The sequence below is a fragment of the Stomatobaculum sp. genome (assembly GCF_057248925.1).
In genome coordinates this window covers 85,345-108,725 of record NZ_DBHIHF010000007.1, presented here as the reverse complement: position 1 = coordinate 108,725, position 23,381 = coordinate 85,345, and the positions used below count along the sequence as shown (strand labels likewise).

At 57.3% G+C, this 23,381-nt stretch carries 19 protein-coding genes; 2 read left to right on the top strand and 17 right to left on the bottom strand.

The window, feature by feature from the left end:
- From ACO4XG_RS03850 to ACO4XG_RS03840, 3 genes are all read right to left on the bottom strand, one after another.
- Nucleotides 1-2,518 (bottom strand): C-type lectin-like domain-containing protein (locus ACO4XG_RS03850; RefSeq protein ID WP_485129656.1); only part of this gene is annotated, 2,518 nt, incomplete at its 3' end.
- A gap of 248 nt (nucleotides 2,519-2,766) precedes the next feature.
- A complete protein-coding gene (locus ACO4XG_RS03845; protein WP_308508081.1) occupies nucleotides 2,767-3,471 on the bottom strand; it encodes a GTP pyrophosphokinase in 705 nt (234 codons plus the stop codon).
- Nucleotides 3,468-4,295: an Mrp/NBP35 family ATP-binding protein gene (locus ACO4XG_RS03840; protein WP_330670088.1), complete on the bottom strand. Its 828-nt coding sequence runs from the start codon at nucleotides 4,293-4,295 to the stop codon at nucleotides 3,468-3,470. The genes ACO4XG_RS03845 and ACO4XG_RS03840 overlap by 4 nt, the downstream gene beginning before the upstream one ends.
- A 195-nt stretch (nucleotides 4,296-4,490) precedes the next feature.
- Here ACO4XG_RS03840 and ACO4XG_RS03835 point away from each other — a divergent pair, with 195 nt between their 5' ends.
- Entirely contained in the window at nucleotides 4,491-5,717 is a 1,227-nt protein-coding gene (locus ACO4XG_RS03835; protein ID WP_308508082.1) for an FprA family A-type flavoprotein, read from the top strand.
- On the opposite strand, the gene ACO4XG_RS03830 is transcribed toward ACO4XG_RS03835, so the two are convergent.
- The 7 genes from ACO4XG_RS03830 to ACO4XG_RS03800 are packed head-to-tail and all read right to left on the bottom strand — an operon-like array spanning nucleotide 5,639 to nucleotide 12,557.
- A complete protein-coding gene (locus ACO4XG_RS03830) occupies nucleotides 5,639-6,343 on the bottom strand; it encodes an epoxyqueuosine reductase QueH (protein ID WP_308508083.1) in 705 nt (234 codons plus the stop codon). The two genes, ACO4XG_RS03835 and ACO4XG_RS03830, sit on opposite strands and share 79 nt — an antisense overlap.
- A complete protein-coding gene (gene rpoD / locus ACO4XG_RS03825) occupies nucleotides 6,340-7,581 on the bottom strand; it encodes an RNA polymerase sigma factor RpoD (protein WP_330670090.1) in 1,242 nt (413 codons plus the stop codon). Before rpoD ends, ACO4XG_RS03830 begins: the two co-directional genes overlap by 4 nt.
- A 43-nt stretch (nucleotides 7,582-7,624) precedes the next feature.
- A complete protein-coding gene (locus tag ACO4XG_RS03820; RefSeq protein WP_308508155.1) occupies nucleotides 7,625-8,605 on the bottom strand; it encodes a biotin--[acetyl-CoA-carboxylase] ligase in 981 nt (326 codons plus the stop codon).
- Nucleotides 8,606-8,618: 13 nt separating this feature from the next.
- Entirely contained in the window at nucleotides 8,619-8,909 is a 291-nt protein-coding gene (locus ACO4XG_RS03815; protein ID WP_009532181.1) for a DUF6637 family protein, read from the bottom strand.
- Nucleotides 8,906-9,697, bottom strand: coding sequence for a TrmH family RNA methyltransferase (locus tag ACO4XG_RS03810; protein WP_308508084.1), 792 nt, complete (start codon nucleotides 9,695-9,697; stop codon nucleotides 8,906-8,908). The genes ACO4XG_RS03815 and ACO4XG_RS03810 overlap by 4 nt, the downstream gene beginning before the upstream one ends.
- Entirely contained in the window at nucleotides 9,694-11,607 is a 1,914-nt protein-coding gene (locus ACO4XG_RS03805) for an NAD(+) synthase (RefSeq protein WP_308508085.1), read from the bottom strand. The genes ACO4XG_RS03810 and ACO4XG_RS03805 overlap by 4 nt, the downstream gene beginning before the upstream one ends.
- Complete coding sequence (locus tag ACO4XG_RS03800; RefSeq protein WP_308508086.1) at nucleotides 11,604-12,557, bottom strand: SPFH domain-containing protein; 954 nt, start codon at nucleotides 12,555-12,557, stop codon at nucleotides 11,604-11,606. The genes ACO4XG_RS03805 and ACO4XG_RS03800 overlap by 4 nt, the downstream gene beginning before the upstream one ends.
- Nucleotides 12,558-12,713: 156 nt before the next feature.
- Between ACO4XG_RS03800 and ACO4XG_RS03795 the strand changes: the two genes are divergently transcribed.
- Complete coding sequence (locus tag ACO4XG_RS03795; protein ID WP_308508087.1) at nucleotides 12,714-13,184, top strand: RrF2 family transcriptional regulator; 471 nt, start codon at nucleotides 12,714-12,716, stop codon at nucleotides 13,182-13,184.
- A 130-nt stretch (nucleotides 13,185-13,314) separates the two neighbouring features.
- Here the strand turns inward: ACO4XG_RS03795 and ACO4XG_RS03790 are convergent, their stop codons facing one another.
- The 7 genes from ACO4XG_RS03790 to dapF form a co-directional block, all read right to left on the bottom strand.
- Nucleotides 13,315-14,640, bottom strand: coding sequence for an aspartate aminotransferase type Ic (locus ACO4XG_RS03790; RefSeq protein WP_308508088.1), 1,326 nt, complete (start codon nucleotides 14,638-14,640; stop codon nucleotides 13,315-13,317).
- A gap of 76 nt (nucleotides 14,641-14,716) precedes the next feature.
- Entirely contained in the window at nucleotides 14,717-15,916 is a 1,200-nt protein-coding gene (locus tag ACO4XG_RS03785) for an iron-containing alcohol dehydrogenase (protein WP_308508089.1), read from the bottom strand.
- Between the two features lie 200 nt (nucleotides 15,917-16,116).
- On the bottom strand, nucleotides 16,117-17,343 hold the full coding sequence (tyrS, locus tag ACO4XG_RS03780; protein ID WP_308508090.1) for a tyrosine--tRNA ligase: 1,227 nt from the start codon (nucleotides 17,341-17,343) through the stop codon (nucleotides 16,117-16,119).
- 51 nt (nucleotides 17,344-17,394) lie between these two features.
- Nucleotides 17,395-18,096: a metallophosphoesterase gene (locus ACO4XG_RS03775; protein ID WP_308508091.1), complete on the bottom strand. Its 702-nt coding sequence runs from the start codon at nucleotides 18,094-18,096 to the stop codon at nucleotides 17,395-17,397.
- Nucleotides 18,097-18,150: 54 nt separating this feature from the next.
- Nucleotides 18,151-21,345, bottom strand: a complete 3,195-nt coding sequence (carB, locus tag ACO4XG_RS03770; RefSeq protein WP_308508092.1) for a carbamoyl-phosphate synthase large subunit — start codon at nucleotides 21,343-21,345, stop codon at nucleotides 18,151-18,153.
- Nucleotides 21,338-22,414: a carbamoyl phosphate synthase small subunit gene (locus ACO4XG_RS03765; protein WP_308508093.1), complete on the bottom strand. Its 1,077-nt coding sequence runs from the start codon at nucleotides 22,412-22,414 to the stop codon at nucleotides 21,338-21,340. The genes carB and ACO4XG_RS03765 overlap by 8 nt, the downstream gene beginning before the upstream one ends.
- Before the next feature lie 75 nt (nucleotides 22,415-22,489).
- Complete coding sequence (gene dapF / locus ACO4XG_RS03760; RefSeq protein ID WP_308508094.1) at nucleotides 22,490-23,284, bottom strand: diaminopimelate epimerase; 795 nt, start codon at nucleotides 23,282-23,284, stop codon at nucleotides 22,490-22,492.
- Nucleotides 23,285-23,381 lie beyond the last annotated feature (97 nt).

The window sequence follows — 23,381 nt, the reverse complement described above, 5'->3', positions numbered from 1 at the left end:
TCGAACCGGTCCAGCCGTTAAAGGTATAGCCATTGATGGCAAAGTGGTTCGTGAGATTTGCGGTTCCCGTGCTGCCGGTAATCGTCTGATCCGGCATGGTGCCCGTCGCAGTCTGGCCTGCCGGCGCGTTCGCGACAAACTTGACCGTATAGTGGTGCGGGTTTCTTGTCACCGGGCCCGGGACATAGGTAATCGTATAGGTACCGATTGCCGTGCTGCCCGCCGTGCCGTTGTCAAAGCTCGTCGGTGCGAGCGGCGTTGCATTGTCCGTCGTGGTGGTCGCAACCGGCTGACTGTTGTCAAAGTTCACAGTGACGCCCGTCACGCGGTCGCTGCCGATGAGGCCCGTCACTGTCACATCGGACGGATTCCAGGTGAGGGGCTCGGTCGCCGTCACGTTGCGATGATTCACGGTAATGGTGAGCGGCACATTGACCGCGCCGTTGCCCGCGTTGGTGAAACCGCCGTTCGATCCCTGCACGAGGAAGGAGCTGCCGCCGGTCACATTGATCGTGCCGTTGTTCGTGACATTGCTGCCCGCCGGAACGCCGAGGGTCTTGCCGTTCGTGTTGATCACGACCCCCGCCGGGATGTTCTGCGTCACAACCGTGTTGTTGGTCAGCGTAATCGCCGGGTTGCCGTTCTGGTTCGACCAGGCAATCGCGTCGTCGAGGTTGCTGAAGTACTGCCGCTGACCGTTCACAACCACATAGGCCACATCGCTCGTGACGAGCGGAATTGACTGGTTGACCGTCGTACCGCTCTGCTTGTAAGAACTAAACTCAACGAAGAAGCCGTGAATATCAAAAGGTGCATAGTTATATCCGGTCAGGTTGTGAAGATCGTTCCACTTGCCGCCGACCGCATGTACCTGCATGACAGATTCATAGCCATTAACTGTAGCACCCGTATCGCCGGGGGATGAATTCGGTTCGCCCGGTGTGAAGTTTGTATACATTCCGTTCAGCGGTCCGACACGCTGCTCATAGTATTCAACACCCGCCTCGGGGCCATCCTGCCAACGGAATTTTTTAAACGCTGCGGGAGTTCCGGCCGCATGACCGATGTAGCTCTGCGCTTCGTAGGGCTGTCCCGGCGCGCGAAGCGCTGCGCTGTTGTCGTGCCAAGCGGGAATGCTGTCCGCATCGTTCAGCGGCGCCCAGCGGTTACCGCCCGACCACGCACCGACTGTCGTAATGTTATCCAGAACGGTATTCTCATCTGCGGAGGTAATCGTGACCAGATAGCCGACCATACCATTCAATCGATAGGTTTTTGCGAGATTATAGCTGTCCGCCCAGCTGATCAGCTGACCCGGGTTCGGCTCCACATACATGTAGTAGTGCTCGGCCGTATCGCCCTTGTCCGTCCGCGGATTCGGAATGGTTGCCTTGGTGATGGTCGCGCCGGTCGGCAGGTTGTTCGCGCCGTTTCCGAGCGTGATCTTGACCTGCTGCGTCGCACCGGCGCTCGGCAGATGGAACTTGATATTGTTCTCGATAAAGGTCTTCGCGTCCGCCGGTGTCAGCGCCGTCGGAAAAATAATCTGATAGAACTTGTGCGCGGTTAGAATGTCCGTAAAGGTCTGGACCCCCGTCGGCGTACTGAGAAGCTCAATGCTACCCACATCGACCTGGAAGTTCATCGAAGTGATGCCGTTTCCGAGCGTGTCGGTGACCGTCACATCCTTTAACTTGTAGGCCAAGCGGTTGTCATCGTCATAGTCGAGACGCTTAAATGCGACCGAGAGCGGCAACGGAGTTGCGGAAGTCGGCGTGTAGTTCACAACCGCAAACGGCGAGAAGTGCTCTGCCGCAGCCTGTAAAACCGGCAGATTCTCATTGAGGCCCTCGCGGAGCGTGTCGACCTTATCGGCTGCCTCGTCGATATGGAGGACGGAGACTGCGTTCTGCTCGATTTCCGCCGCATCGGTGCCCGTCTCCGCGCTCGCCGCCGAGACAATCGCAATGTTCCGAAACGAAACAGCGAGGGTACCTTTCGTGTTATCCGGCTGAATCGGCTCACCGGCCGCATTCAGCACCGTGAGGTCGCAGAGGAACTGGGTCGTCGCGGACTTTCCTGCCGCTTCGGCGTGCTCGCTAATCTTTGCGAGCACTTCCTTCTCTTCCTCTTCACTGAGTTTCCGCGCCTTCAGGCTAGCCCCTTCGGGGAGCACACCGGCCGGGGCGCTGACTTCAATCTCGACGCCGTCCAGCTGCGTGTGCAGCACCTTCGCCGCATTGGAAGGCGTGCCCCAGCGCGCGGAACCGGCAGTCAGATCCTCTGCCTTCTTTTCCTTCGCCGCCGCATCGGAGGGGCTTGCGCTGCCCTTCTGCGAGAGCTGCCGCTGTACATCCTTCGGAAGTGCGAGGTCATTGATGAGCTCGGCATCCTCCCGGAACTCCTCGGCAGACGGCGCTGCGAAAGCGGGCGCCGCCGTCGAAATGTTCAGGGCGACCATTGCCGCGCTGAGCACCCCGGCCAGCAGACGCTTTGACCAGTTCCTTCGTTTTCTCATATGCTTTCCTCCTTGTTACGCGAGCCAACCATAGCTCTTTCTTAATAGTCTAGCGAGGTCTGTAAGGATTTTCAACAGCATATGAATATTTTTTTAATTTTATTGTTGTTCATTTAAGATATAACTTGGGTTTTAATGAACTTTTTATGAGCATAGTGTTCAATAACTCCGAGTGCCAAGAAGGCGCTGTGCTCTCGCACAGCGCCTTCTTGGTTTATATCGCATCACGCACGAACTGATCCGAGACTTCAGCGTTTGCTCTCTTTCTGCTCAATGCGGCGACGAATCGCGAGCATCTTTTCATCGGTATCCGCGATGATGTCCGCGCAGGCACGGAGTTCTTCGGAAATTTGCTCGGCATCCGGAATCTCTTTTTTGTACTTGAGTTCGTGGTCGAGGCTCGCCCAGAAATCCATCGCAATCGTGCGAATCTGGATTTCCACCCGGATAAAGCGCTTCTGATCCGAAAAGTAGACCGGCACCTCCGCAATGATGTGATAGGAGCGGTAGCCGTTGTCCTTCGGATTCTTGATGTAGTCCTTAATCTGCAAGACATGCACATCGTCCTGCCGCATCATCATACCGGCGAGCGCGTAAATATCGTCCACGAAAGAACAAATGACACGCACGCCCGCAATATCGTTGAGATTCTCCATCATGGATTGCAACGTCAACAGAAAGCCCTTCCGCTTCAGCTTTTCGATGATGCTATGCGGCTGTTTGATCCGGTACTTAATCATCTCAATCGGATTTCTCTGATTCCGGATCGAAAGTTCGTCATTCAAGACTTCCAGCTTTGTCTTGACCTCCCGAATGGCACAATTATACATCATCATGGCGTCCTGAAACTGCTGCGCCCAAGCGACCATACTCTCGGGGACCTGGAAAGCGCCGGGTCCCCGGAGTACGGCTCGCTCCAGCTCGCTGTTCGGATCGCCGCCGTTTGTCATCATTTTTCCGCCTTGTCTCCTGTGACAGCGGCGACGGCGCCATCCAGCCACGGAACGGTCAGGGTCTCCACCTTGCCCGCATCGACCGCAGCGGCAATGTTCGCGTCAATCGGCGCTTTCGCGAGCACCTTGACCCCGTAGGTCTTTGCAATCTCATCGATATGGCTCTCGCCGAAAATCGAATGCGCTTTTCCGCAGTCCGGGCACTCATAATAGCTCAGATTCTCGACCAGGCCGAGAATCGGCACGTTCATCTGACGCGCCATGTTAACAGCCTTCTCGACAATCATCGACACCAGTTCCTGCGGGCTCGTCACCACGACAATGCCCTCGACCGGCAGCGACTGAAATACCGTGAGTGGCACATCGCCGGTACCCGGCGGCATATCGACAAAGAGATAGTCGACATCGCCCCAGTAGACATCACTCCAGAACTGCTTCACGACGCTCGCAATCATCGGTCCGCGCCAGATGAGCGGCTCCGTGTCGTCGTCGAGCAACAGGTTCGAGCTCACAATTTTGATGCCGCTCTTGGTCTCGGCCGGCACCATCAGATTCTCGCGGGAGTGAAGGCTCTGACCGTCCACCCCGAAGGCTTTCGGGATGGACGGGCCGGTGATATCGGCGTCCAGAATGCCGACGCGGTAGCCCGCCTCGCTGACGCGGGAAGCAAGCAGGCTGGTCATAAGCGACTTACCCACACCGCCCTTACCGCTCATAATCGCGATGACATGGCAGATATTGCTGTTTTCGTTGCTCGGAACCTGAAAATTCGGTTTCGGCGGCTCCGGCATGCCCTGGGGCGTAGAATTACATGTATCAGACATAAACTTACCTCGCAGGAGAACACAATTCTCCGTTTTTTTGTGATAATCAAAACAAAATCAGTCTACAACATTCCAAAGCATTCCGCAAGCAGTGGCAAGCCCTGCCCTCTTTGTGGTATACTGTCCGCGAAGAAGTCAAAGATCATTTTGCGGCGCAATACTTAGTCACTGCAAACTGTCAGAAAAGGAGAAGTTATGCACCAGGCAATTCAGATGAGCGACACACTCTGGTATCTCGGATCCAGCGACAGAAGACTCGCTAAGTTTGAGAACTGCCACCCGATTCCGCTCGGCATTTCCTACAACTCTTACTTGGTCATGGACGAGAAGACCGTCCTGCTTGATACCGTGGATCAGGCGATCTGCGGCGTGTTTCTGGAAAATCTCAAGGCTGTATTAAACGGCCGTCCGCTCGACTACATTGTCGTGAACCACATGGAGCCGGATCACGCCGCTACGCTTGCCGAAGTGTTGCTCCGTTATCCGGAGGCTACGGTTGTGGGCAGTGCAAAGACCCACGCGATGATCAAGCAGTTCTTCGGTGACCTCAATCTGCAGGGCAAGGTCATGCAGGTCAAGGAGAACGATACGCTCTCGACCGGTCATCACAACTTCCGCTTCATTCTGGCTCCCATGGTCCACTGGCCGGAAGTCACCGTGACCTACGACGAGAGCGATAAGATTCTCTTCTCGGCCGATGCCTTCGGTACCTTCGGTGCGCTTTCCGGCAATCTCTATGCCGACCAGCTGGATTTCGGGGATTTTGAACTCTCCGAGATGCGCCGCTACTACTCCAACATCGTGGGCAAATACGGCTTGCAGGTACAGGCGCTCTTAAACAAGGCCGCGGGGCTTGACATTCAGATGATTTGCCCGCTGCACGGTCCCGTATGGCGCGTCGCGAATAAGATTCAGTGGCTCATCGAAAAGTACTCCCGCTGGGCAACCTACCGCCCCGAGGACAACGAAGTGGTTGTCTTCTATGCTTCGATTTACGGCGGCACCGAGAATGCGGCGGAAGTGCTCGCCAATGCGCTCGGCGCCAAGAAGGTCAAAAACATCAAGATGTACGATGTCTCCGTGGTCGATGTCTCCTACCTGGTCTCCGAGGCTTTCCGCGCGAGCCACCTGGTCTTCGCCTCCGCGACCTACAACAACGAGATCTTCCCCTACATGGAGAACCTGATTCGCGACCTCGCGGCGCACAATGTGCAGAATCGCTCGATTGCCCTCGTGGAAAACGGCTCCTGGGCGCCGGTCTCCGGCAAGAAGATGAGCGAACTCTTCTCCTCGATGAAGAACATGAACTTCTTACAGGACACGGTCTCCTTAAAGTCCCGCGGTCACGAGGAACAGCGCTTGCAGTTGCTCTCGCTCGCAGACACGATTGCCGAGTCGGTCTTTGCCGCAGAACTACACTGAGCTTTTCGCGCCGCCGCCTCCCGCTTTGAGTAGGAGCAACCGCAGTAATCCTGGCGGTAGAGCCCGTACTCTCTCGAGAGCTCGGTCGAGCGAAGAAACCCGTTTTTCTTTTTAAAATCTGACGGTAGGAAGGCAACGCCCTCCTCCACACCGATGCGCTCCCCGATTGCATTCAGTCGGGGGGCGCTTTTCATCGGGGAAATCGTGAGACTCGTCGTAAAGTAGTCAAAGCCCCCCGCCTTGGCAGCCTTTGCGCTCTCGCGGAGACGAAGTTCAAAACAGATGCCGCAGCGCTCCCCGCCCTCCAGGTCCGTCTCGTGACCGCGCACCGCTTCGTGAAAGCGTTCGGGGCTGTATTCCCCCTCGAGGAAGCCGACCGGACGCGGCAAATTCATTTCCCGGAGTAAGCGTTTCTCCTCCTCTGCCCTGCGATGATACTCTTCCGGGTCATCGATGTTCGGGTTACAGAAAAAGACAGTCACATCAAAATGCGGCGCCAGACTCTCCAGACAGAAGGAGGAGCAGGGCGCACAACAGACATGAAGAAGAAGCTTCGGGACTTTGCCCGAAGCTTCGTTTTGTTTGACCAAATTGTCCAGCTCACGCTGATAATTTCTCTGATTCATAAAAAGTCTCTGATTCTCTTGGATCTCACCGGGTTTCTGAGTTTCCGGAGCGCCTTTGCCTCAATCTGGCGGATGCGCTCTCTGGTCACCTTGAACTCTCTGCCGACTTCCTCGAGTGTTCTCGGGTGGCCGTCCTCGAGGCCGAAGCGGAGCACGATGACCTGACGCTCTCTCTCCTTGAGGTCGCCGAGCAGCGCCTCGATGTGCTCGCGCAACATGACCGACTCCACATTATCCTCGGGCGTCAGCACATTGTTGTCCGCGACAAAATCGCCGAGGTTTGAGTCGTCTTCCTCGCCGATCGGCGTCTCGAGCGAAGCGGGTTCGCGCGCAATCTGCATAATTTCCATGACCTTTTCCTCGGTCATGTCGAGCGCCTTTGCGAGTTCCGCGACGCTCGGCTCATAGCCAAGCTCCAGCGTGAGCTTGCGCTGCATCTTGCTCATCTTATTGATGGTCTCGACCATGTGCACCGGCACACGTATGGTTCTCGCCTGATCCGCGAGCGCGCGCGTCACGGACTGACGAATCCACCAGGTCGCGTACGTCGAGAGCTTAAATCCTTTCTCGGGGTCAAACTTTTCGACGCCCTTGATGAGCCCCAGGTTTCCCTCCTGCACGAGGTCCAAGAAACTCATGCCGCGCCCCGTATAGCGCTTCGCAATGCTGACCACGAGACGGAGGTTTGCTTCAATCAGCTTCTTCTTCGCCTTCTCATCGCCGGCCTGTTTTCTGCGCGCGAGCTCCATCTCCTCCTCGGCAGTAAGCAGCGGCACGGTGCCGATTTCTTTTAAGTACATCCGGACCGGGTCTTCGGTGCCGACGCCTTCGAGAAGATCCACCGGATTCAGATTGATTTCCTCGCTCTCAATCTTCTCTCCGTTTTCGTCCTCTGCGTCGAGGTCATCGTCGAGATCCAGGTCGAGATCGAGCATCGCATCGCCCTTGCCGTTGCTCACGAGATCCTCCGGCGGCTCCTCCTCTTGGTGGTGCTGCACTTCGATATTATTGCCCTCAAGATAGCTGTAAATATGCTCAATGCCCTCGGGACTCAGATTATAGTCCTGAAAGTAGTCATTGATCTCATCGACATCCAGCTTGGAGTCCTTGTTCTTGGCCTGTTCGACCAGCTGCATGAGTCCGTGCAGGAGCTCCTGCTCCTGAATTTCCCGCTTATCGGCCTCCGCCTGCTTGCTCTTCGCGCTCTTCTTTTCCGTTTTCTTCTTCGCTTCTGCCATTTGGATTCATTCCTCCTGTTCTCGATGTCCTGAAGACACGAACTTACACATAGCCGTAAATTCCGCGCACGCTGACCTCGCCGCTGCGCACTGCCGTGAGACTGTGATCGTCCCGGGACACCAGTAATTCGCCTTCTTCCGTAATGCCGACTGCCGTGCCCGTGTATGCTCCGTCCGGATCCAGCACCCGCACTTCCCGGTTGCGATTGGCAAGTAAGGTCTCGTAGCGTTCTTTCAAGGCCGTGAAATTGCCCGTCTCCTCAAAAAGGCGCTCGTAGACCGCGAAATGCTTCCAGATTGCCGCAATAATCGGCGTCCGCGCGGTCTGCTTGCCCTGTTCTATCGCGAGCGAAGTCGCAACGCTCTGAATTTCCTCCGGAAAGCTTTCGGTATTCACATTGATACCGATGCCAATCACGACAAATTCGATGCGATCCATGTCCGTGCTCATCTCGGTCAGAATGCCCGCGACTTTTTTGCCCTTTACAACCACATCATTGGGCCACTTGATGGCCGCCTCCAGTCCCGTTGCCTCGCGTATGCCGTCCGTCACAGCCAGCGCTGTGACCAGAGTCAACATGGAGGCGCGCTCCGGCCTGAGCGCCGGGCGCAATAAAAGAGACATCCAGATACCGCTCCCCGGCGGGGAGCTCCAGTTGCGGCCCCGCCGCCCTCTGCCGGCGGTCTGTTCCTCCGCGACAAAGAGAGTCGGTCCCCGGTCTCCGGCAGCGGCAGCACGCTTCACCTCTAAGTTGGTCGAGTCGGTCTGCTGCAAAAAAATCCAGCGTTTCAAGAAATTTTGCGCCGCAAATGCCTCGTCGAGCGATGCCTGACTCAGTAAATATTCTGTGTTCTGCAAACGATAGCCTCGATTCTGTCTCGCTTCTATGGTATAGCCCTCGTCACGCAACCTGGCGACCGCTTTCCAGACCGCTGTCCTGGTCACATGAAAGCGCTCGCAGAGCGCCTGTCCCGAGCAGTAATCGCCCGCTTCGAGCAGCGCCTTTAAAATATCATCCTTCAGCAAAGGACCCCCCTCAGAGCATCACGACTGCGCTGACCGCGCAGAGACCTAAGAGTATCGCGCCGAGTAGCATCACAACGACGGCACTGCCCTTTTTCCGGTGTGCGCGCCGAAGAGCGGTAAAACGAACCTGACCGTTGACCAGAGTCAGAAGCCCCGCCAAGCCGAAAATCAAAGAGAAAAAAAACGGATACTCTTCCGGTGACAAAAAAGCAAAGACTGCAAGCACGGTGACCGCAATGCCCACAAAGACATGCAGGACATCGAGCCAGAAATGGTTCTGACTGATCAGACTTCCCTTCATTTTGTCTCCCTTCTCCGCTGTCTTGCGCGCTCATAGAGAAGAACAGACGCCGCGACAGCCGCATTCAGTGATTCCACCTGCCCGAGCATGGGAATATGGATGCTTTGGTCCGCAATCGCTATCATCTCCGCCGTGAGGCCCGCAGCCTCATTGCCGATGAAAAAGGCAGTCTTCTCCGGATACTCTATGCTGTCATAGGGCACAGAGGCCTGAAGAGCCGCCGCATAGAGGCGTATGCCCTCCCGCTTCAGCGTTAGGAGCGCCTCCCGAAAATCGTCGACATAGACCACCGGAACGCGGAAAATGCTGCCCATCGTCGCGCGTATCACCTTGGGATTATAAATGTCCACAGTGCCGCGGTTTGCGAGAATGGCCGAGAGACCGGCTCCCTCGCCCGCCCGGAGCATGGTCCCGAGATTTCCGGGATCCTGCAGGCTTTCGACCGCGAGGAAGCAGCTTGCGCCTTCCGCCAGAACTTCCGCGAGACCTTTCCGCTGCATGCGAAGCAGCGCGAGCACGCCCTGCGGCGTCTTCGTATCCGACATCTTCGCAAAAATATTGTCGGCGACTGTCTCCGCCCTGAGCGCCTCTATTTTTTCCCGGACTTCTCCCTCGGCGCGCGCCGCAAAACTCTCACTCACATAGAGCTCTTCGATTTCCGCTGCGGGTGCTTCCAGGAACATGCGCCCCCCCTCGACCGGAAACAATCCTCGCGCCGCGCGAAGAGACGCTTTCTCAAAGAGTGCGCGCACTTCTTTTACTTTCTTGTTCGCGGGCGATGTAATCATAGCGACTCTGCCTCCTCAAGCCAGACACGGCTCACCGCGTCCGAAGGCATGCGGAGATCGCCGCGCGGCGACACCGCCACACTGCCGGTCTTCGGGCCGTCCGGCAGGCAGGAGCGCTTGAACTGCTGCGTGAAGAAACGGCGGAGAAACGTGATAAGCCACTTTTTGACAGTCGCCCCGTCGTAGACACCCGCAAAGGCACACAACGCAAGACGGTAAATCTTCCGCGGGCTGCTGCCGTAGCGGAGCATCTGAAACAGAAAGAAATCATGGAGCTCGTAAGGTCCCACGAGATCTTCGGTCTTCTGGCTGATCACGCCGTCCTTCGGCGGCAGGAGTTCGGGACTCACCGGCGTGTCGAGAATGTCGAGCAAGACTTCGCGGAGTTTTCCGCCCGCAAGGCTCGCCTCATGCTCGACAAGAACGCGCACCAAGGTCTTCGGCACCGAGACATTGACCGCGTACATTGACATGTGGTCGCCGTTATAGGTGGCCCAGCCGAGCGCGAGTTCCGAGAGGTCACCGGTTCCGATGACAAGCGCATTGTCCCGGTTTGCGATGTCCATGAGTACCTGCGTGCGCTCGCGCGCCTGCGCATTCTCATAGGTGATATCGTGCTTCTCGGGATCTTGTTTGATGTCCTGAAAGTGCTGCAGTACAGCTTCGCGAATCGAGATTTCCTCGAGCGAAGCGCCGATGGCTTCGGCGAGCGCACAGGCATTCCGGTAGGTTCTGTCCGTCGTGCCGAAGGCCGGCATCGTAATCGCCTCAATGCCGCTCCGCGGAAGACCGAGCGCATCAAAGCTCCGGGCCGCGACCAGAAGCGCAAGCGTCGAATCGAGTCCGCCCGAAAGGCCGAGCACCGCCCGCTTGCCGTTGATATGAGCGAGGCGCTTCTTTAAGCCGAGCGCTTGAATCTGCAGCACTTCCTCGCATCTCTCACGGCGCGCCGCCGCATCCGCCGGCACAAAGGGCGACGGATTAACCGACCGCGTGAGTTCGGTCTCCGTGAGGCGAAGGTCAAAGCTGACGCCGCAGTACAGATTCGCCTCGCTGTCCCGCTGCGGGTAGCTGCTCTGCCGTCTCCGGAGGAAGAGCAGCTTTTTCAGATCCAGTTCCGAAGCGATGACCGCATTGGTGAGCAGCGGCGATTCGGCAATCACGCTGCCCGCCTCCGCAATCAGATTGTGGGCGCTGAACACAAGATCCTGCGTCGATTCACCCTCGCCCGCACTCGCGTAAATATAGCCTGCGAGAAGCTTGCTGCTCTGCGCCTTGACTAGCTCCCGCCGCGCCTTCCGTTTTCCGGCGAGCGCATTCGAAGCCGAGCAGTTCACAATGAGCGTAGCCCCTGCCGTGCAGAGATCGATGGAGGGCGCATTCGGGACCCAGAGATCCTCGCAGATTTCAACGCCGATTTTGAGTTCCGGCAATGACTCACAGCAAAAGAGCAGTCTTGCCCCGAAGGGAACCCGCTCTCCGAAGAGCGGCACGAGAACCGGAGACCGGAATCCAGGTGCAAAGTAACGGCGCTCGTAGAACTCGCCGTAGTTCGGGATGTGCAGCTTCGGCACGAGACCGAGCAACTCCCCCTTCTGAAAAACGGCGACCGCGTTATAAAGTTGATTTTCAAACGCAAAGGGCAGACCGACAAAGCAGAGCACTTCGGTGTCCGCTGTCTGCTCCAGCAGTTTTTTTAACTCCCGGCACACCGCCTCCTGCAGCGTATCCTGTAAGAAAAGATCGCCGCAGGTATAGGCACTCAGCGCAAGCTCGGGGAACACAAGTACTTTGGTTCCCCGAGCCGCTTCGCTCCGGATGACGGTCTCGATTTGTTCCCGGTTATAGGCGGGATCCGCGACCCTCACCTCCGGCGTCGCGGCTGCGACGCGGATAAACCCGTCTCTCATGCCTTCTTCTCACTCCCATCGCCCGGCGTTGCCACCGAAGCGGTCTCTTTCAGTGCTGTCACCAGTCCCGCCATATTCTGAAGATCGGACGGAATCACAATCTTGGTCGCTCTGCCGTCCGCAACACGGGTCAGCGCGTCGAGACTGCGAAGCTTCAGAACCGCCTCATCGGCGCCAGCCTCGCGAATCAGACGGATACCTTCGGCCTCCGCTTCCTTCACGGCGCGGATCGCCTTTGCCTGACCTTCCGCCTCCTGAATCTTTCTCTCCTTCTCAGCCTCCGCGCGGAGAATTGCGGTCTGCTTCTCTGCCTCTGCGTTCAGAATAGCGGCTTCCTTATTGCCCTGTGCGTTCAAGACCGCGGACTCTTTTTTACCCTGTGCCAGGGTAATCACTTCACGCTTCTCGCGCTCTGCCTTCATCTGCTTCTCCATGGCCTCGCGAATCGCATCCGGCGGGAGAATATTCTTTAACTCGACGCGGTTTACCTTGATCCCCCAGGGATCGGTCGCAACATCCAGCTGAGAGCGCATCTCGGTGTTGATGGTCTCACGGGAAGTCAGCGTCGTGTCGAGGTCCATCGATCCGATGATGTTGCGGAGCGTAGTTGCCGTCAGGTTCTCGATGGCGGAAATCGGATTCTCGACGCCGTACGCATAGAGCTTCGGCTCGGTAATCACAAAGAAAACAACCGAGTCAATGCGCATCGTGACATTGTCCTTCGTGATTACGGGCTGCGGCGGGAAGTCCGCGACCTGCTCCTTCAGGTTGACGCGCTTCGCGATGCGATCCACAAACGGAATCATGAGATGCACGCCCGCATCCCAGGTCGCATGGTAGCGCCCCAGGCGCTCAATGATGAGAGCCTGTGCCTGCGGCACAATGCTGATACCGTTCGCAAGAATGCCGACGATTATGACAAACAAAATAACTCCCGGAATAAACTTCATGGCTTCCTCCTTTTTGGCGACAATACTCCAATTGTTTTCGTTTCAGTATAGCATACTTCGCAAGGTTTGGCTTGCCAAAGCGCTTTTTTCCTGTTATCCTAAATCCCGAGTGAATTGCTAGGAAATACTGGCAAAGAAAAACTGGAAGGAGTTGTCATGAAAATATCCACAAAAGGGCGCTATGCACTTCGCCTGATGATGGAATTTGCGAGACAGCCGGAGCAAGTCACACGTCTGAAGGACGCCGCTGCAAAGCAGGAACTCTCGGAGAAATACCTCGAGCAAATTGTGGCCGTGCTGAGCAAAGCCGGCTTTGTAAAGAGCATACGCGGCGCCCAGGGCGGCTATCTCCTGACCCGCGCGCCGAAGGACTACTCGGTCGGCGATATTCTCCGTCTGACCGAGGGCAATATGGCACCTGTGGTCTGTCTCGGACAGGATTCCGTCGCCTGCGATCTCGCGGAGCGCTGCGTGTCCCGCTCCGTCTTTTCGCGCATTGAATCGGCGGTCAACGAAGTCATTGACCATATCACGCTCGCGGACTTACTGCAAGAGGAACAGACGCTCGCCACTGCTGCGGCGCCTCTCCCCGAAGATGCCCACCACCGCTGTCAGGGCGGACACTGACAGCGCCCGCAAACGGCAGGATAAGACGCAAAAAAAAGAGGTTGTGCGTTTGCACAGCCTCTTTTTTGTTCGGACCAAACGCCCGTCCCGTCGCTCTGCAGCACTGCGACAAGACGGATTTGCTTTCGTTTTATTCCTCTGCCTTTTCCGTAGACTTTCCCTCTGCCGCGTCCATATCCGCGAGCAGCTTCTCGACGCTCACATACTTCACGCAGAGCGTAAAGAGCTCCGCCGCGATGCGCAAATCGTTCAGGGGCGGGAAAGAAGGTGCAATGCGGATGTTTGAATCGTGCGGATCCTTGCCGCCCGGCCAGGTCGCACCGGCGCCCGTCATAATCACACCGGCCTTCGCGCAGCGGGACACGACTTTCTTCGCACAGCCCTCGAGGGTGTCGAACGAGATGAAGTAGCCGCCCTTCGGCTTGGTCCAACTGCCGATGCCGAGACCGCCGAGTTCTCTGTCCAGAATCTCCTCGACCATCTCAAACTTCGGACGCAGGATGTCAGCGTGTTTTCTCATGTGCTCAACCATGCCGTGGATGTCCTCAAAGAAACGGACATGACGCAGCTGGTTCACCTTGTCGTGACCGATGGTCTGGACTTTCAGCTGCTTTTTGATGTCCTCGAGGTTATTCAGAGACGAGGCGAGTGCCGCAATGCCGGAGCCCGGGAAGCTGACCTTCGAGGTCGAAGCAAACTTGTAGACAAGATCCGGATTGCCCGCGCGCTTACACTCCGCGAGAATCTCGATAATCGTATCCTGATCGTGGTCGTAGAGATGATGAATCGTATACGCATTGTCCCAGTAAATACGGAAATCCTTGGCCGCCGGCTTTAAGCGCGCCATGCGACGCACAGTCTCGTCCGAATAGGAGTTGCCGGTCGGATTCGAGTACTTCGGCACGCACCAGATGCCCTTGATGGCCTCATCTTCCGCGACCAGCTTTTCAACGATGTCCATGTCCGGACCGGTCGGCAGCATCGGCACCGGAATATTCTCAATGCCGAAGTACTCGGTGATTGCAAAGTGGCGGTCGTAGCCCGGCACGACGCAGAGGAACTTCACCTTGTCGAGCTTGCACCAAGGCGTCGAGCCCATGACGCCGTGCGTGTAGGATCTCGAAATGGTGTCGTACATGACATTTAAACTTGAGTTTCCGTAGAGGATGATGTGGTTGTAGGGCACTTCCATCATATCGCCCATGAGCTCGAGCGCCTCCGGGATGCCGGTCAGCACGCCGTAGTTACGGCAGTCCGTGCCGTCTTCGGAGCGGAGCTCGGTGTCCTCGTTCAGCACCGCCATCATTCCCATCGAGAGGTCGAGCTGGGCTGTGCAGGGCTTACCGCGGCTCATATCGAGTTTTAATGCAAGTGCCTGCATGTCCTTATACTTGCCCTTCAACTCCTTCTTCAATTCCAAAAGCTCTTCCCGCGTCATCTCTGCGTATGGTTTCATTAGCTACTCCTTTCAGAACCTAGTGAATGAATTCACAGAATTCTAGCACTGTTTCCGTTGCTTCGCAAGACCGTTCTCAGATTGCATTCTTATAAATATTCAAAATATCCTCATACCCGAGCACCTGGAAGCCGCCGATGCTGCGGGTCTTCTGATAGCTGCACTCCGTCGCAAAAGCTTCGAGTTCTTTCTTCTCCGGCGTATGACCGAGCAGTTCTGTCAGCGTAATCGGCATGCCGAGCGACTGAAAGAAGCGCTCGGTCGCCTGAATCCCGGCCTCGATGCGTGCTTCCGCCGTGCCCTCTTGGATGCCGTATACCTTCTCCGCAAAACGGACAAAGCGGGACGGATTCGCGTCCTTTACATAGCGCGCCCAGGCCGGGAAGACAGCGGTCAGCGTTGCGCCGTGCGTATAGTCGCCGATGGCCGAGAGCGCCATGCCGAGCTGGTGGCACGCCCAGTCGCCCTCACGCGCTGTATCTCCCTTGGCACCGACGCCGGTCAGACCGACATGGGACACGGAACCGCACCACATGAGCTCGCTCATCGCCTCATAGTCCTTCGGATTCTGCACCGCGATCGGCCCGAAGTGAATGACATCCCGGAACAAGCCCTCCGCAATCTCATCGGTCAGGTGGTTGCCGAGAATCGGCGCAAAGTAACGTTCTGCCGTGTGCATGAAAATATCCGCGGCGCCCGCGCCGATCTGCCACTTCGGCAAGGTCATTGTGAGTTCCGGGTTCAGAATCGCAAACTTCGGGCGATTCAGGTCGGTATTGATGCCGCGCTTGGTGGGCTGCGGCAGGGTGTCGTTTGTGAGCACCGCGGAATTGCTGGTCTCGGAGCCTGCCGCCGAAATCGTGAGGATCACACCGATCGGCAGCGCTGTCTCGACCTTTCGCCCGGTCCAGAACTCCCAGACATCGCTCCCCGGCGCAGCTACGGTGTCGGCGACTGCCTTGGCCGTGTCGATCACCGAGCCGCCGCCGATTGCCAGAATAAAGTCCGCACGGAAGGCTCTCGCCTCCTCGACCATGCGACGCGCGGTCGAGACCAGCGGGTTCGGCACCACACCGCCGCTCGCCGAAAAGGCAATCCCCGCCGCACGGAGTATCTCCTCCACGCGGCCGAGTAAACCGCTCTTGACCGCAGAGCCGCCGCCGTAGACGACAAATACGCGACTTCCGCCGTAATGTTTCACGAGTTCCGCCACTTTCGCCTCTTCGCCGCGGCCGAATACAATTTCCGTCGGCGCATAATATACAAATTTCTGCATAGGAATCCTCCTCTTCCGCGAGACTGTTTTCCGTCTCTATGAGTTGACGGGTTTCATGTCCCGGCTTCTTTCTACGCTACTCTCCGGCGTTTTGAAAGCGGGTGCTTCCTCCCCTTTCCCGAATTCGGATTTTATTGTTTTCACTTCGAAGACTGCACTCCGTTTATCCTGTCCGAACCGCTTTGCTGTCTTGATTCGTCTTATGCCTTCACGAGCTTCACGAAATTCTTCTTGCCGCGCTTTAAGAGCTTGCCTTCGCCGACAAAGAAGTCCGCGTCAAAGCTCGCCGCGATGTCCTTTACGCTCTCGCCGTCCATGCTGACGCCGCCCTGCTGGACATTTCGTCTTGCCTCGGAGCGGGAGGACGCAAGCCCCGCCTTCACGAGCAGGGTCAGAATGTCCGCCTTGCCCTCGCTAAAGTCCTCATCCGTGAGTTCCACGGTCGGGACATTTTCGGAGGCACCGCCGCCCGCAAAGAGTGCCTGTGCGCCCTCGCGCGCCTTCTTCGCTTCCTCTTCGCCGTGCACAAGCGTCGTAAGCTCGTAAGCGAGAATATCCTTTGCCTCGTTCAGCTTAGCGCCCTCCCAGGAATCCATCTCGTCAATCTCATCGAGCGGCAGGAAAGTCAGCATGCGGAGGCACTTTAAGACATCCTGATCGCCGACATTTCTCCAGTACTGGTAGAACGCAAAGGGAGAGGTCTTGTTCGGATCCAGCCAGACCGCGCCGCCCACGGTCTTGCCCATCTTCTTGCCCTCGGAGTTTAAGAGGAGGGTGATGGTCATCGCGTGCGCGTCCTCGCCGAGCTTGCGGCGAATGAGCTCCGTGCCCGCGAGCATGTTGGACCACTGGTCGTCGCCGCCGAACTGCATATTGCAGTCATAGCGCTGAAAGAGCTCATAGAAGTCAAAAGCCTGCATGAGCATGTAGTTAAACTCGAGGAAAGAGAGTCCCTTCTCCATGCGATTCTTATAGCACTCCGCGCGGAGCATGTTGTTGACCGAGAAGTGGGGGCCGATGTCGCGGATAAATTCAATGTAGTTTAAGTTCCGGAGCCAGTCGGCATTGTTCACCATTCTCGCCTTGCCCTCGCCGAACTCGATGAAGCGGGACATCTGGCGCTTAAAGCTCTCGCAGTTGCTGTCAATCTGCTCGATGGTCATCATGCTGCGCATGTCGGTTCTGCCGGAGGGATCTCCGATCATACCTGTGCCGCCGCCGACCAGGGCAATCGGCTTATTGCCCGCCATCTGGAGACGCTTCATGAGGCAGAGCGCCATAAAGTGCCCCACGTGCAGACTGTCCGCCGTCGGGTCAAAACCGATATAGAAGGTCGCCTTGCCCTCGTTTACCAGGCGGCTCACCTCCGCCTCATTGGTCACCTGTGCCAACAGCCCGCGGGCTTTGAGCTCATCGTAGCAATTCATCTCTTCTTCTCCTCTTTCAAAATCACAGATAATTTCAGTATACCACGGCGCTTACATTCTCTCAAAGCGCATCATGCCGTTCTCGACTATCATCGCCGTGAGATATCCGTCCTCTTCGCCGCAACCCGTGTCCAACGCAATTACGCCCGTTCGCGGCAACTGAAACCAGATGCCGTAGCTCGGGTGAAAGTTGCTCTCCGCGCCGCTGCCGTCCAGATAGGTCGGGCATTCGACGCGGTGGTGTCCGAAGACTGTGAGCTTTCCCGCGTAGTTGTTCTCCTCCATGCAGCGGTTGCCCCAGAGAAAGGTCTCAGGCTCGTTATTCCAGATAACCTCATCGGTGATGTCCGCGTGCACGGCAATGAAGTCCCCGCATTCATACCAGGTTCGCGTATTCTCCTTCAGCCAGAGCGCTGTCTTTCCCGGGGAGAGCTTTCTCTCCTGCAGGGATTCGAGCGTCTCCTTGCCGCCGTTTTGCTTCCAGAGCAGGCTGTTGGCTATCTGCCCCCTTGTGAGGAGCAGGGCGTCGAGGAGCATCTGCTCGTGCTCGCCGCGAATGTATACAAAGCGCTTCTGCATCTGCTCCGCGAGATTGCGGAGGGCTATATACGTCTCCGCCGGGGAAGTTCCGTAGTCCAGGGCATCCCCGAGCACCACGAGTTCCTCCGTGGCGGGATCGAAATTCAGTTCCTCCAGCATACAGCAGAGTGTCTCCGCCTCGCCGTGTAAATCCGATAGTATGACTGTGCGCATGGCTTCTCCTCATAGACAACTTGCCCCGCCAAAGCGGCGGGGCAAGGATGCGCGTCAGAGCGACGCGATATCAATCAGTGTGAGTTCCTCTGCCTTCTGCTCGAGCGCAGTCGCAAGGGCCTCTGCGGTGTCGAGCGCCGTCAAGACATTGACGCCGGTCTCGACCGCATTTCTGCGAATCTCAAAGCCGTCCTTTTCACGGTCCGCGCCCTCCGGCGGCGTATCGATGACAAGGTCCATCTCGTGACCCAGGATGAGATCCAGAATGTTCGGATGCTCCTGCTCGAGCTTTCTCACCTCGAGCACCTTGATGCCGGCCTCCCGAAGAACCTTCGCCGTGCCGCGGGTCGAGAAGATGCGGTAGCCGAGCGCCTCGAAGCGCTTTGCGATCGGCGCAATCTCCGCCTTATCTTCATCGCGGACGGTGATAATCATATTCTTGTACTTCGGGAGCTTCACGCCCGCGCCCTGGAAGGCCTTGTAGAGCGCCTCGTTAAAGCTCTCCGCGATGCCGAGGCACTCGCCCGTCGACTTCATCTCGGGTCCGAGGCTGATGTCGGCGCCGCGAATCTTCTCAAACGAGAAGACAGGCATCTTGACCGCAATGTAATCCGCCTCCTTCTGGAGTCCCGGCTCGTAGCCGAGCTCGCGCAGACTGTGGCCGCAGATCACGCGGGTTGCGAGCGGAATAATCGGAATGCCCGTGACCTTCGAGATATAGGGAACGGTGCGCGAGGAGCGCGGGTTCACTTCAATCACGTAGACTTCCTCGCCCTTCGCGATAAACTGAATGTTGATCATGCCCTTCACGTGCAGTGCACGCGCGAGCTTCTCGGAGTAGTCGACAATCTTCTTCTTCACGGTCTCGGAGAGTGACTGCGCCGGGTAAACCGAAATCGAGTCACCGGAGTGAATGCCGGTGCGCTCAATGTGCTGCATGATGCCCGGAATCAGGATATCCTTGCCGTCGCAGACCGCATCGACCTCAACCTCGATGCCCTGAATGTACTTGTCGACCAGAATCGGATGCTCCTGCGCGTAGCGGTTGATCACACCGATGTACTCGTCGATGTCGTGGTCCGAAATCGCGATGCGCATGCCCGCGCCGCCGAGAACATAGGAGGGACGCACCAGCACCGGATAGCCGAGGCGATGGGCAATCTCCTTTGCCTCCTCCGCGGTAAAGACCGTGCCGCCCGCCGCGCGCGGAATGCCGGTCTCCTGGAGAATTTCATCAAAGCGCTCTCTGTCCTCCGCTGCGTCGACATCCTCCGCCGCCGTGCCGAGAATCGGAACGCCCATCTTCATGAGGGCCTCGGTCAGCTTGATTGCAGTCTGTCCGCCGAACTGCACGACCGCGCCGTCCGGCTTCTCAAAGTTCACAATGGCTTCGACATCCTCCGGGGTCAGCGGCTCAAAGTAGAGCTTGTCCGCGATGTCAAAGTCGGTTGAGACCGTCTCCGGGTTGTTGTTGACAATGATGGTCTCATACCCCTCTTTCCGGAAGGTGAAGGTGCAGTGCACCGAGCAGAAATCGAACTCGATGCCCTGGCCGATGCGTATCGGGCCGGAGCCGAGAACCAGCACCTTCTTCTTCGGCTTCGTCTCCTCCGCCTCGTTCTCACCGTCGTATACGCTATAGTAATAGGGAGTCTCCGCCGCAAACTCCGCAGCACAGGTATCAACCATCTTAAAGCCCGGGTAAATCTTAAATTCCGCGCGCTTTGCCTTGACCTCGGCCTCGGTCTTGCCGCAGAGCGCCGCAATCACGTGATCCGGGAACTCAAAGCGCTTCGCATCGCGGAGCAGCTCTTCGGTCAGCGGTCTTCTGCGGAGTTCTGCCTCCATGCGAACCAGGCGGTCCAGTTTATGGATGAACCAGCGGTCAATCTTCGTGAGCGCGAAAATATCGTCGTAGGAGAAGCCGCGGCGCAGCGCCTCTGCGATGACCCAGATGCGGCGGTCATCGACCACGCGCAGTTTTCTCTGGAGTTCGTCGTCGTCGAGGGACGCGTAGTCATAGCTCATCAGGCTGTCCACGTGCTGCTCGAGCGAGCGTATTGCCTTCATGAGCGCGCCCTCAAAGTTCGTGCAGATTGCCATGACCTCACCGGTCGCTTTCATCTGCGTGCCGAGCGTGTGCTTCGCCGTGATGAACTTGTCGAAGGGCAGGCGCGGCATCTTGACCACGCAGTAGTCGAGCATGGGCTCAAAGGAAGCGTAGGTCTTCTTGGTCACCGCGTTCTTGATTTCATCCAGGGTGTAGCCGAGCGCAATCTTCGCCGCGACCTTTGCAATCGGGTATCCGGTCGCCTTCGAAGCGAGCGCCGAGGAACGGCTGACGCGCGGGTTCACCTCAATGACACAGTACTCAAAGCTGTTCGGATTCAACGCGTACTGCACATTGCAGCCGCCGGTGATGCCGAGCTCGGTGATGATGTTGAGCGCGGAGCTGCGGAGCATCTGATACTCCTTGTCGCCGAGGGTCTGGGAAGGCGCAACCACAATCGAGTCGCCCGTGTGCACGCCGACCGGATCTAAGTTCTCCATGTTGCAGACTGTGATCACATTGCCCGCGCCGTCGCGCATGACCTCGTACTCAATCTCCTTCCAGCCCGCAATGCAGCGCTCCACAAGCACCTGTCCCACGCGGGAGAGGCGGAGACCGTTCTGCAGTATCTCGACAAGAGCGCGGCGATCCTCCGCGATGCCGCCGCCGCTGCCGCCGAGTGTATATGCCGGGCGCAGCACGACCGGATAGCCGATCTCCTCCGCAAACGCAATGCCGTCTTCTACATTCTCGACGACCTTCGACGCCGCGACCGGCTCGCCGATCTTCTCCATGGTCTCCTTAAAGAGCTCTCTGTCCTCTGCCTTCTTGATGGTCAATGCCGTGGTGCCGATCAGGCGGACCTTGTTCTCCGCAAAAAAGCCTCTCTCCTCGAGCTCCATCGCGAGATTCAGTCCCGCCTGACCGCCGAGGGTCGGGAGCACCGAGTCCGGCTTTTCCTTCAGAATCAAGCGCTCCAATACTTCAACCGTCAGCGGCTCAATATAGACATGGTCCGCAATGTCCTTGTCCGTCATGATGGTCGCCGGGTTCGAATTTAAGAGTACAACTTCGATGCCCTCTTCACGGAGCGCACGGCAGGCCTGAGTGCCCGCATAGTCGAACTCCGCCGCCTGTCCGATGATGATGGGGCCGGAGCCGATCACCAGTACTTTTTTGATTTCCGGATTCTTAGGCATGCTGTACCTCCATCATATCGAGAAAGTGGTCAAAGAGATACGAAGTGTCGTGCGGTCCGGGGCAGGCCTCGGGGTGGAACTGCACGGTCAGAATGTTCTTGCCACAGTAAGCAAGACCTTCGTTGGTGCCGTCGTTGACGTTCACAAAGCGCGTCTCCGCGACCTTCGGGTCAAGACTCTTGTCATCGACCGCGTAGCCGTGGTTCTGTGCGGAGATATAGGCTCTGCCGCTAATCAGATCCCGCACCGGGTGGTTGCCGCCGCGGTGGCCGTACTTCATCTTATAGGTCTTGCCGCCGGTCGCAAGCGCCATGAGCTGGTGTCCGAGACAGATTGCAAAAATCGGAACTTCCGAGTCGTAGAGCTTCTTGATTTCCCGAATCAGCCCCACATTTTCCGCGGGGTCGCCGGGGCCGTTCGTCAGGAAAATGCCGTCCGGCTTCTCCGCAAGGATATCCTCCGCGCGCGCATCCTGCGGCCAGACCGTGAGCTCCAATCCGCGCTTGCTGAGCTCACGGAGCATGTTGCGCTTAATGCCGCAGTCGATAATCGAGACCTTCTTGCCCTTGCCCGGAATCACATACTTTTCCTTGCAACTCACACGGGCCACGGCGCCGAGTACCTGATATTCCTTCATCCGCCGCAGAGCCTCTTCACGGTCAAAGTCCGGATTCGTGGTCAAAAAGCCGTTCATGGTGCCGCGCTCCCGGAGTATCTTGGTCAGCGCCCGCGTATCAATGCCCTCGATGCCGGGCACATCCTCCTCCAGTAAAAACTGCTGCAGAGTCTCGCGGCTCCGGAAATTCGATGCGAGCTCTGCGAGTTCGCGGACAATGAAGGCATCCGGCCATGCACGACCCGACTCCATGTCCTCGCGGCATATGCCGTAATTACCGATCAGCGGATATGTCATCACGACCGCCTGTCCCGCATAACTCGGGTCTGTCAGCACTTCGAGGTAGCCCGTCATCGAAGTATTGAATACGATTTCGCTCACCACTTCCTTGACTGCGCCTATGCTTCTCCCGGTAAACAGAGTGCCGTCTTCCAGTAAGAGATACGCTTTCATCTGCATTCCTTTCTTTATACTGCGCCTATCACACCATTTTCTTCCGACCTACTATAGCAAAAAAGGAGCCTGCTGTCACTCTGAGAAATAGCTTCCGGAAAAGACTTCCACCGCGGGCCCCGTTATCCGGAAATGTCCGTCCGAGAGTCGCTCGAGCATCAGATCGCCGCCGAGAAGGTGTACCGTGACTTTCTCGGCCGCACGCCCGAGCCGCATCGCCGCAAAGGCGACCGCAGTCGCGCCGGTACCGCAGGCCAGGGTCTCTCCGCTGCCGCGCTCATAGACCCGCATGTGGAGTTCGGTCGGACTCTCGATATAGAGAAATTCCGAATTCACGCCCTCCGGAAAGCGCGGATGATGCTCATAGGCCGGGCCGATTTTTTCGAGGTCAAGCCCCCGCAGGGTTTCAAGGCTGTCGACCAGATATACGGCGTGCGGATTGCCCACATTGACCGGCGTCATATGGGTCGCCTTGCCGTCCACTGTAATGGCTTCTTCGAGTTCGCCGTCCAGCACCGCTTCTCCCATGTCGATGGTCACCAGCGATTCGCCGACTTCCGCATGACGGATACCGGCCCCGGTCTCGATGTCAAAGCTTCTGCTTGTGACAAGGCCGTGGTCGTAGGTATAGCGCGCCACACAGCGCGCGCCGTTACCGCACATTTTTCCCTCGGAGCCGTCCGCATTGAACATGCGCATGCGAACGGGCGCAATCTCCGACGGGCAGATTAAAATGAGGCCGTCACCGCCCACCCCGAAGTGGCGGTCGGCAATGCGGATTGCAAGTTCTTCGGGCTTCGCAACCTGCTCCGAAAAACAATCGATATAGACATAGTCGTTGCCAAGCCCCTGCATCTTTGTGAATTTCATGTGAACACTTCCTCTCAAGTGGCATTCTTGTTCTACTTTTAGTACAATACAGACAAATGACCGTAAACTGCTTGCCGTTGCGGCAGAAAGGACACCC

Coding starts and splice junctions, on each gene's coding strand:
- ACO4XG_RS03845 (WP_308508081.1), bottom strand. CDS start 3,471: ATGATGACAAACGGCGGCGATCCGAACAGCGAGCTGGAGCGAGCCGTA.
- ACO4XG_RS03840 (WP_330670088.1), bottom strand. CDS start 4,295: ATGTCTGATACATGTAATTCTACGCCCCAGGGCATGCCGGAGCCGCCG.
- ACO4XG_RS03835 (WP_308508082.1), top strand. CDS start 4,491: ATGCACCAGGCAATTCAGATGAGCGACACACTCTGGTATCTCGGATCC.
- ACO4XG_RS03830 (WP_308508083.1), bottom strand. CDS start 6,343: ATGAATCAGAGAAATTATCAGCGTGAGCTGGACAATTTGGTCAAACAA.
- rpoD (WP_330670090.1), bottom strand. CDS start 7,581: ATGGCAGAAGCGAAGAAGAAAACGGAAAAGAAGAGCGCGAAGAGCAAG.
- ACO4XG_RS03815 (WP_009532181.1), bottom strand. CDS start 8,909: ATGAAGGGAAGTCTGATCAGTCAGAACCATTTCTGGCTCGATGTCCTG.
- ACO4XG_RS03810 (WP_308508084.1), bottom strand. CDS start 9,697: ATGATTACATCGCCCGCGAACAAGAAAGTAAAAGAAGTGCGCGCACTC.
- ACO4XG_RS03805 (WP_308508085.1), bottom strand. CDS start 11,607: ATGAGAGACGGGTTTATCCGCGTCGCAGCCGCGACGCCGGAGGTGAGG.
- ACO4XG_RS03800 (WP_308508086.1), bottom strand. CDS start 12,557: ATGAAGTTTATTCCGGGAGTTATTTTGTTTGTCATAATCGTCGGCATT.
- ACO4XG_RS03795 (WP_308508087.1), top strand. CDS start 12,714: ATGAAAATATCCACAAAAGGGCGCTATGCACTTCGCCTGATGATGGAA.
- ACO4XG_RS03790 (WP_308508088.1), bottom strand. CDS start 14,640: ATGAAACCATACGCAGAGATGACGCGGGAAGAGCTTTTGGAATTGAAG.
- ACO4XG_RS03785 (WP_308508089.1), bottom strand. CDS start 15,916: ATGCAGAAATTTGTATATTATGCGCCGACGGAAATTGTATTCGGCCGC.
- tyrS (WP_308508090.1), bottom strand. CDS start 17,343: ATGAATTGCTACGATGAGCTCAAAGCCCGCGGGCTGTTGGCACAGGTG.
- ACO4XG_RS03775 (WP_308508091.1), bottom strand. CDS start 18,096: ATGCGCACAGTCATACTATCGGATTTACACGGCGAGGCGGAGACACTC.
- carB (WP_308508092.1), bottom strand. CDS start 21,345: ATGCCTAAGAATCCGGAAATCAAAAAAGTACTGGTGATCGGCTCCGGC.
- ACO4XG_RS03765 (WP_308508093.1), bottom strand. CDS start 22,414: ATGAAAGCGTATCTCTTACTGGAAGACGGCACTCTGTTTACCGGGAGA.
- dapF (WP_308508094.1), bottom strand. CDS start 23,284: ATGAAATTCACAAAGATGCAGGGGCTTGGCAACGACTATGTCTATATC.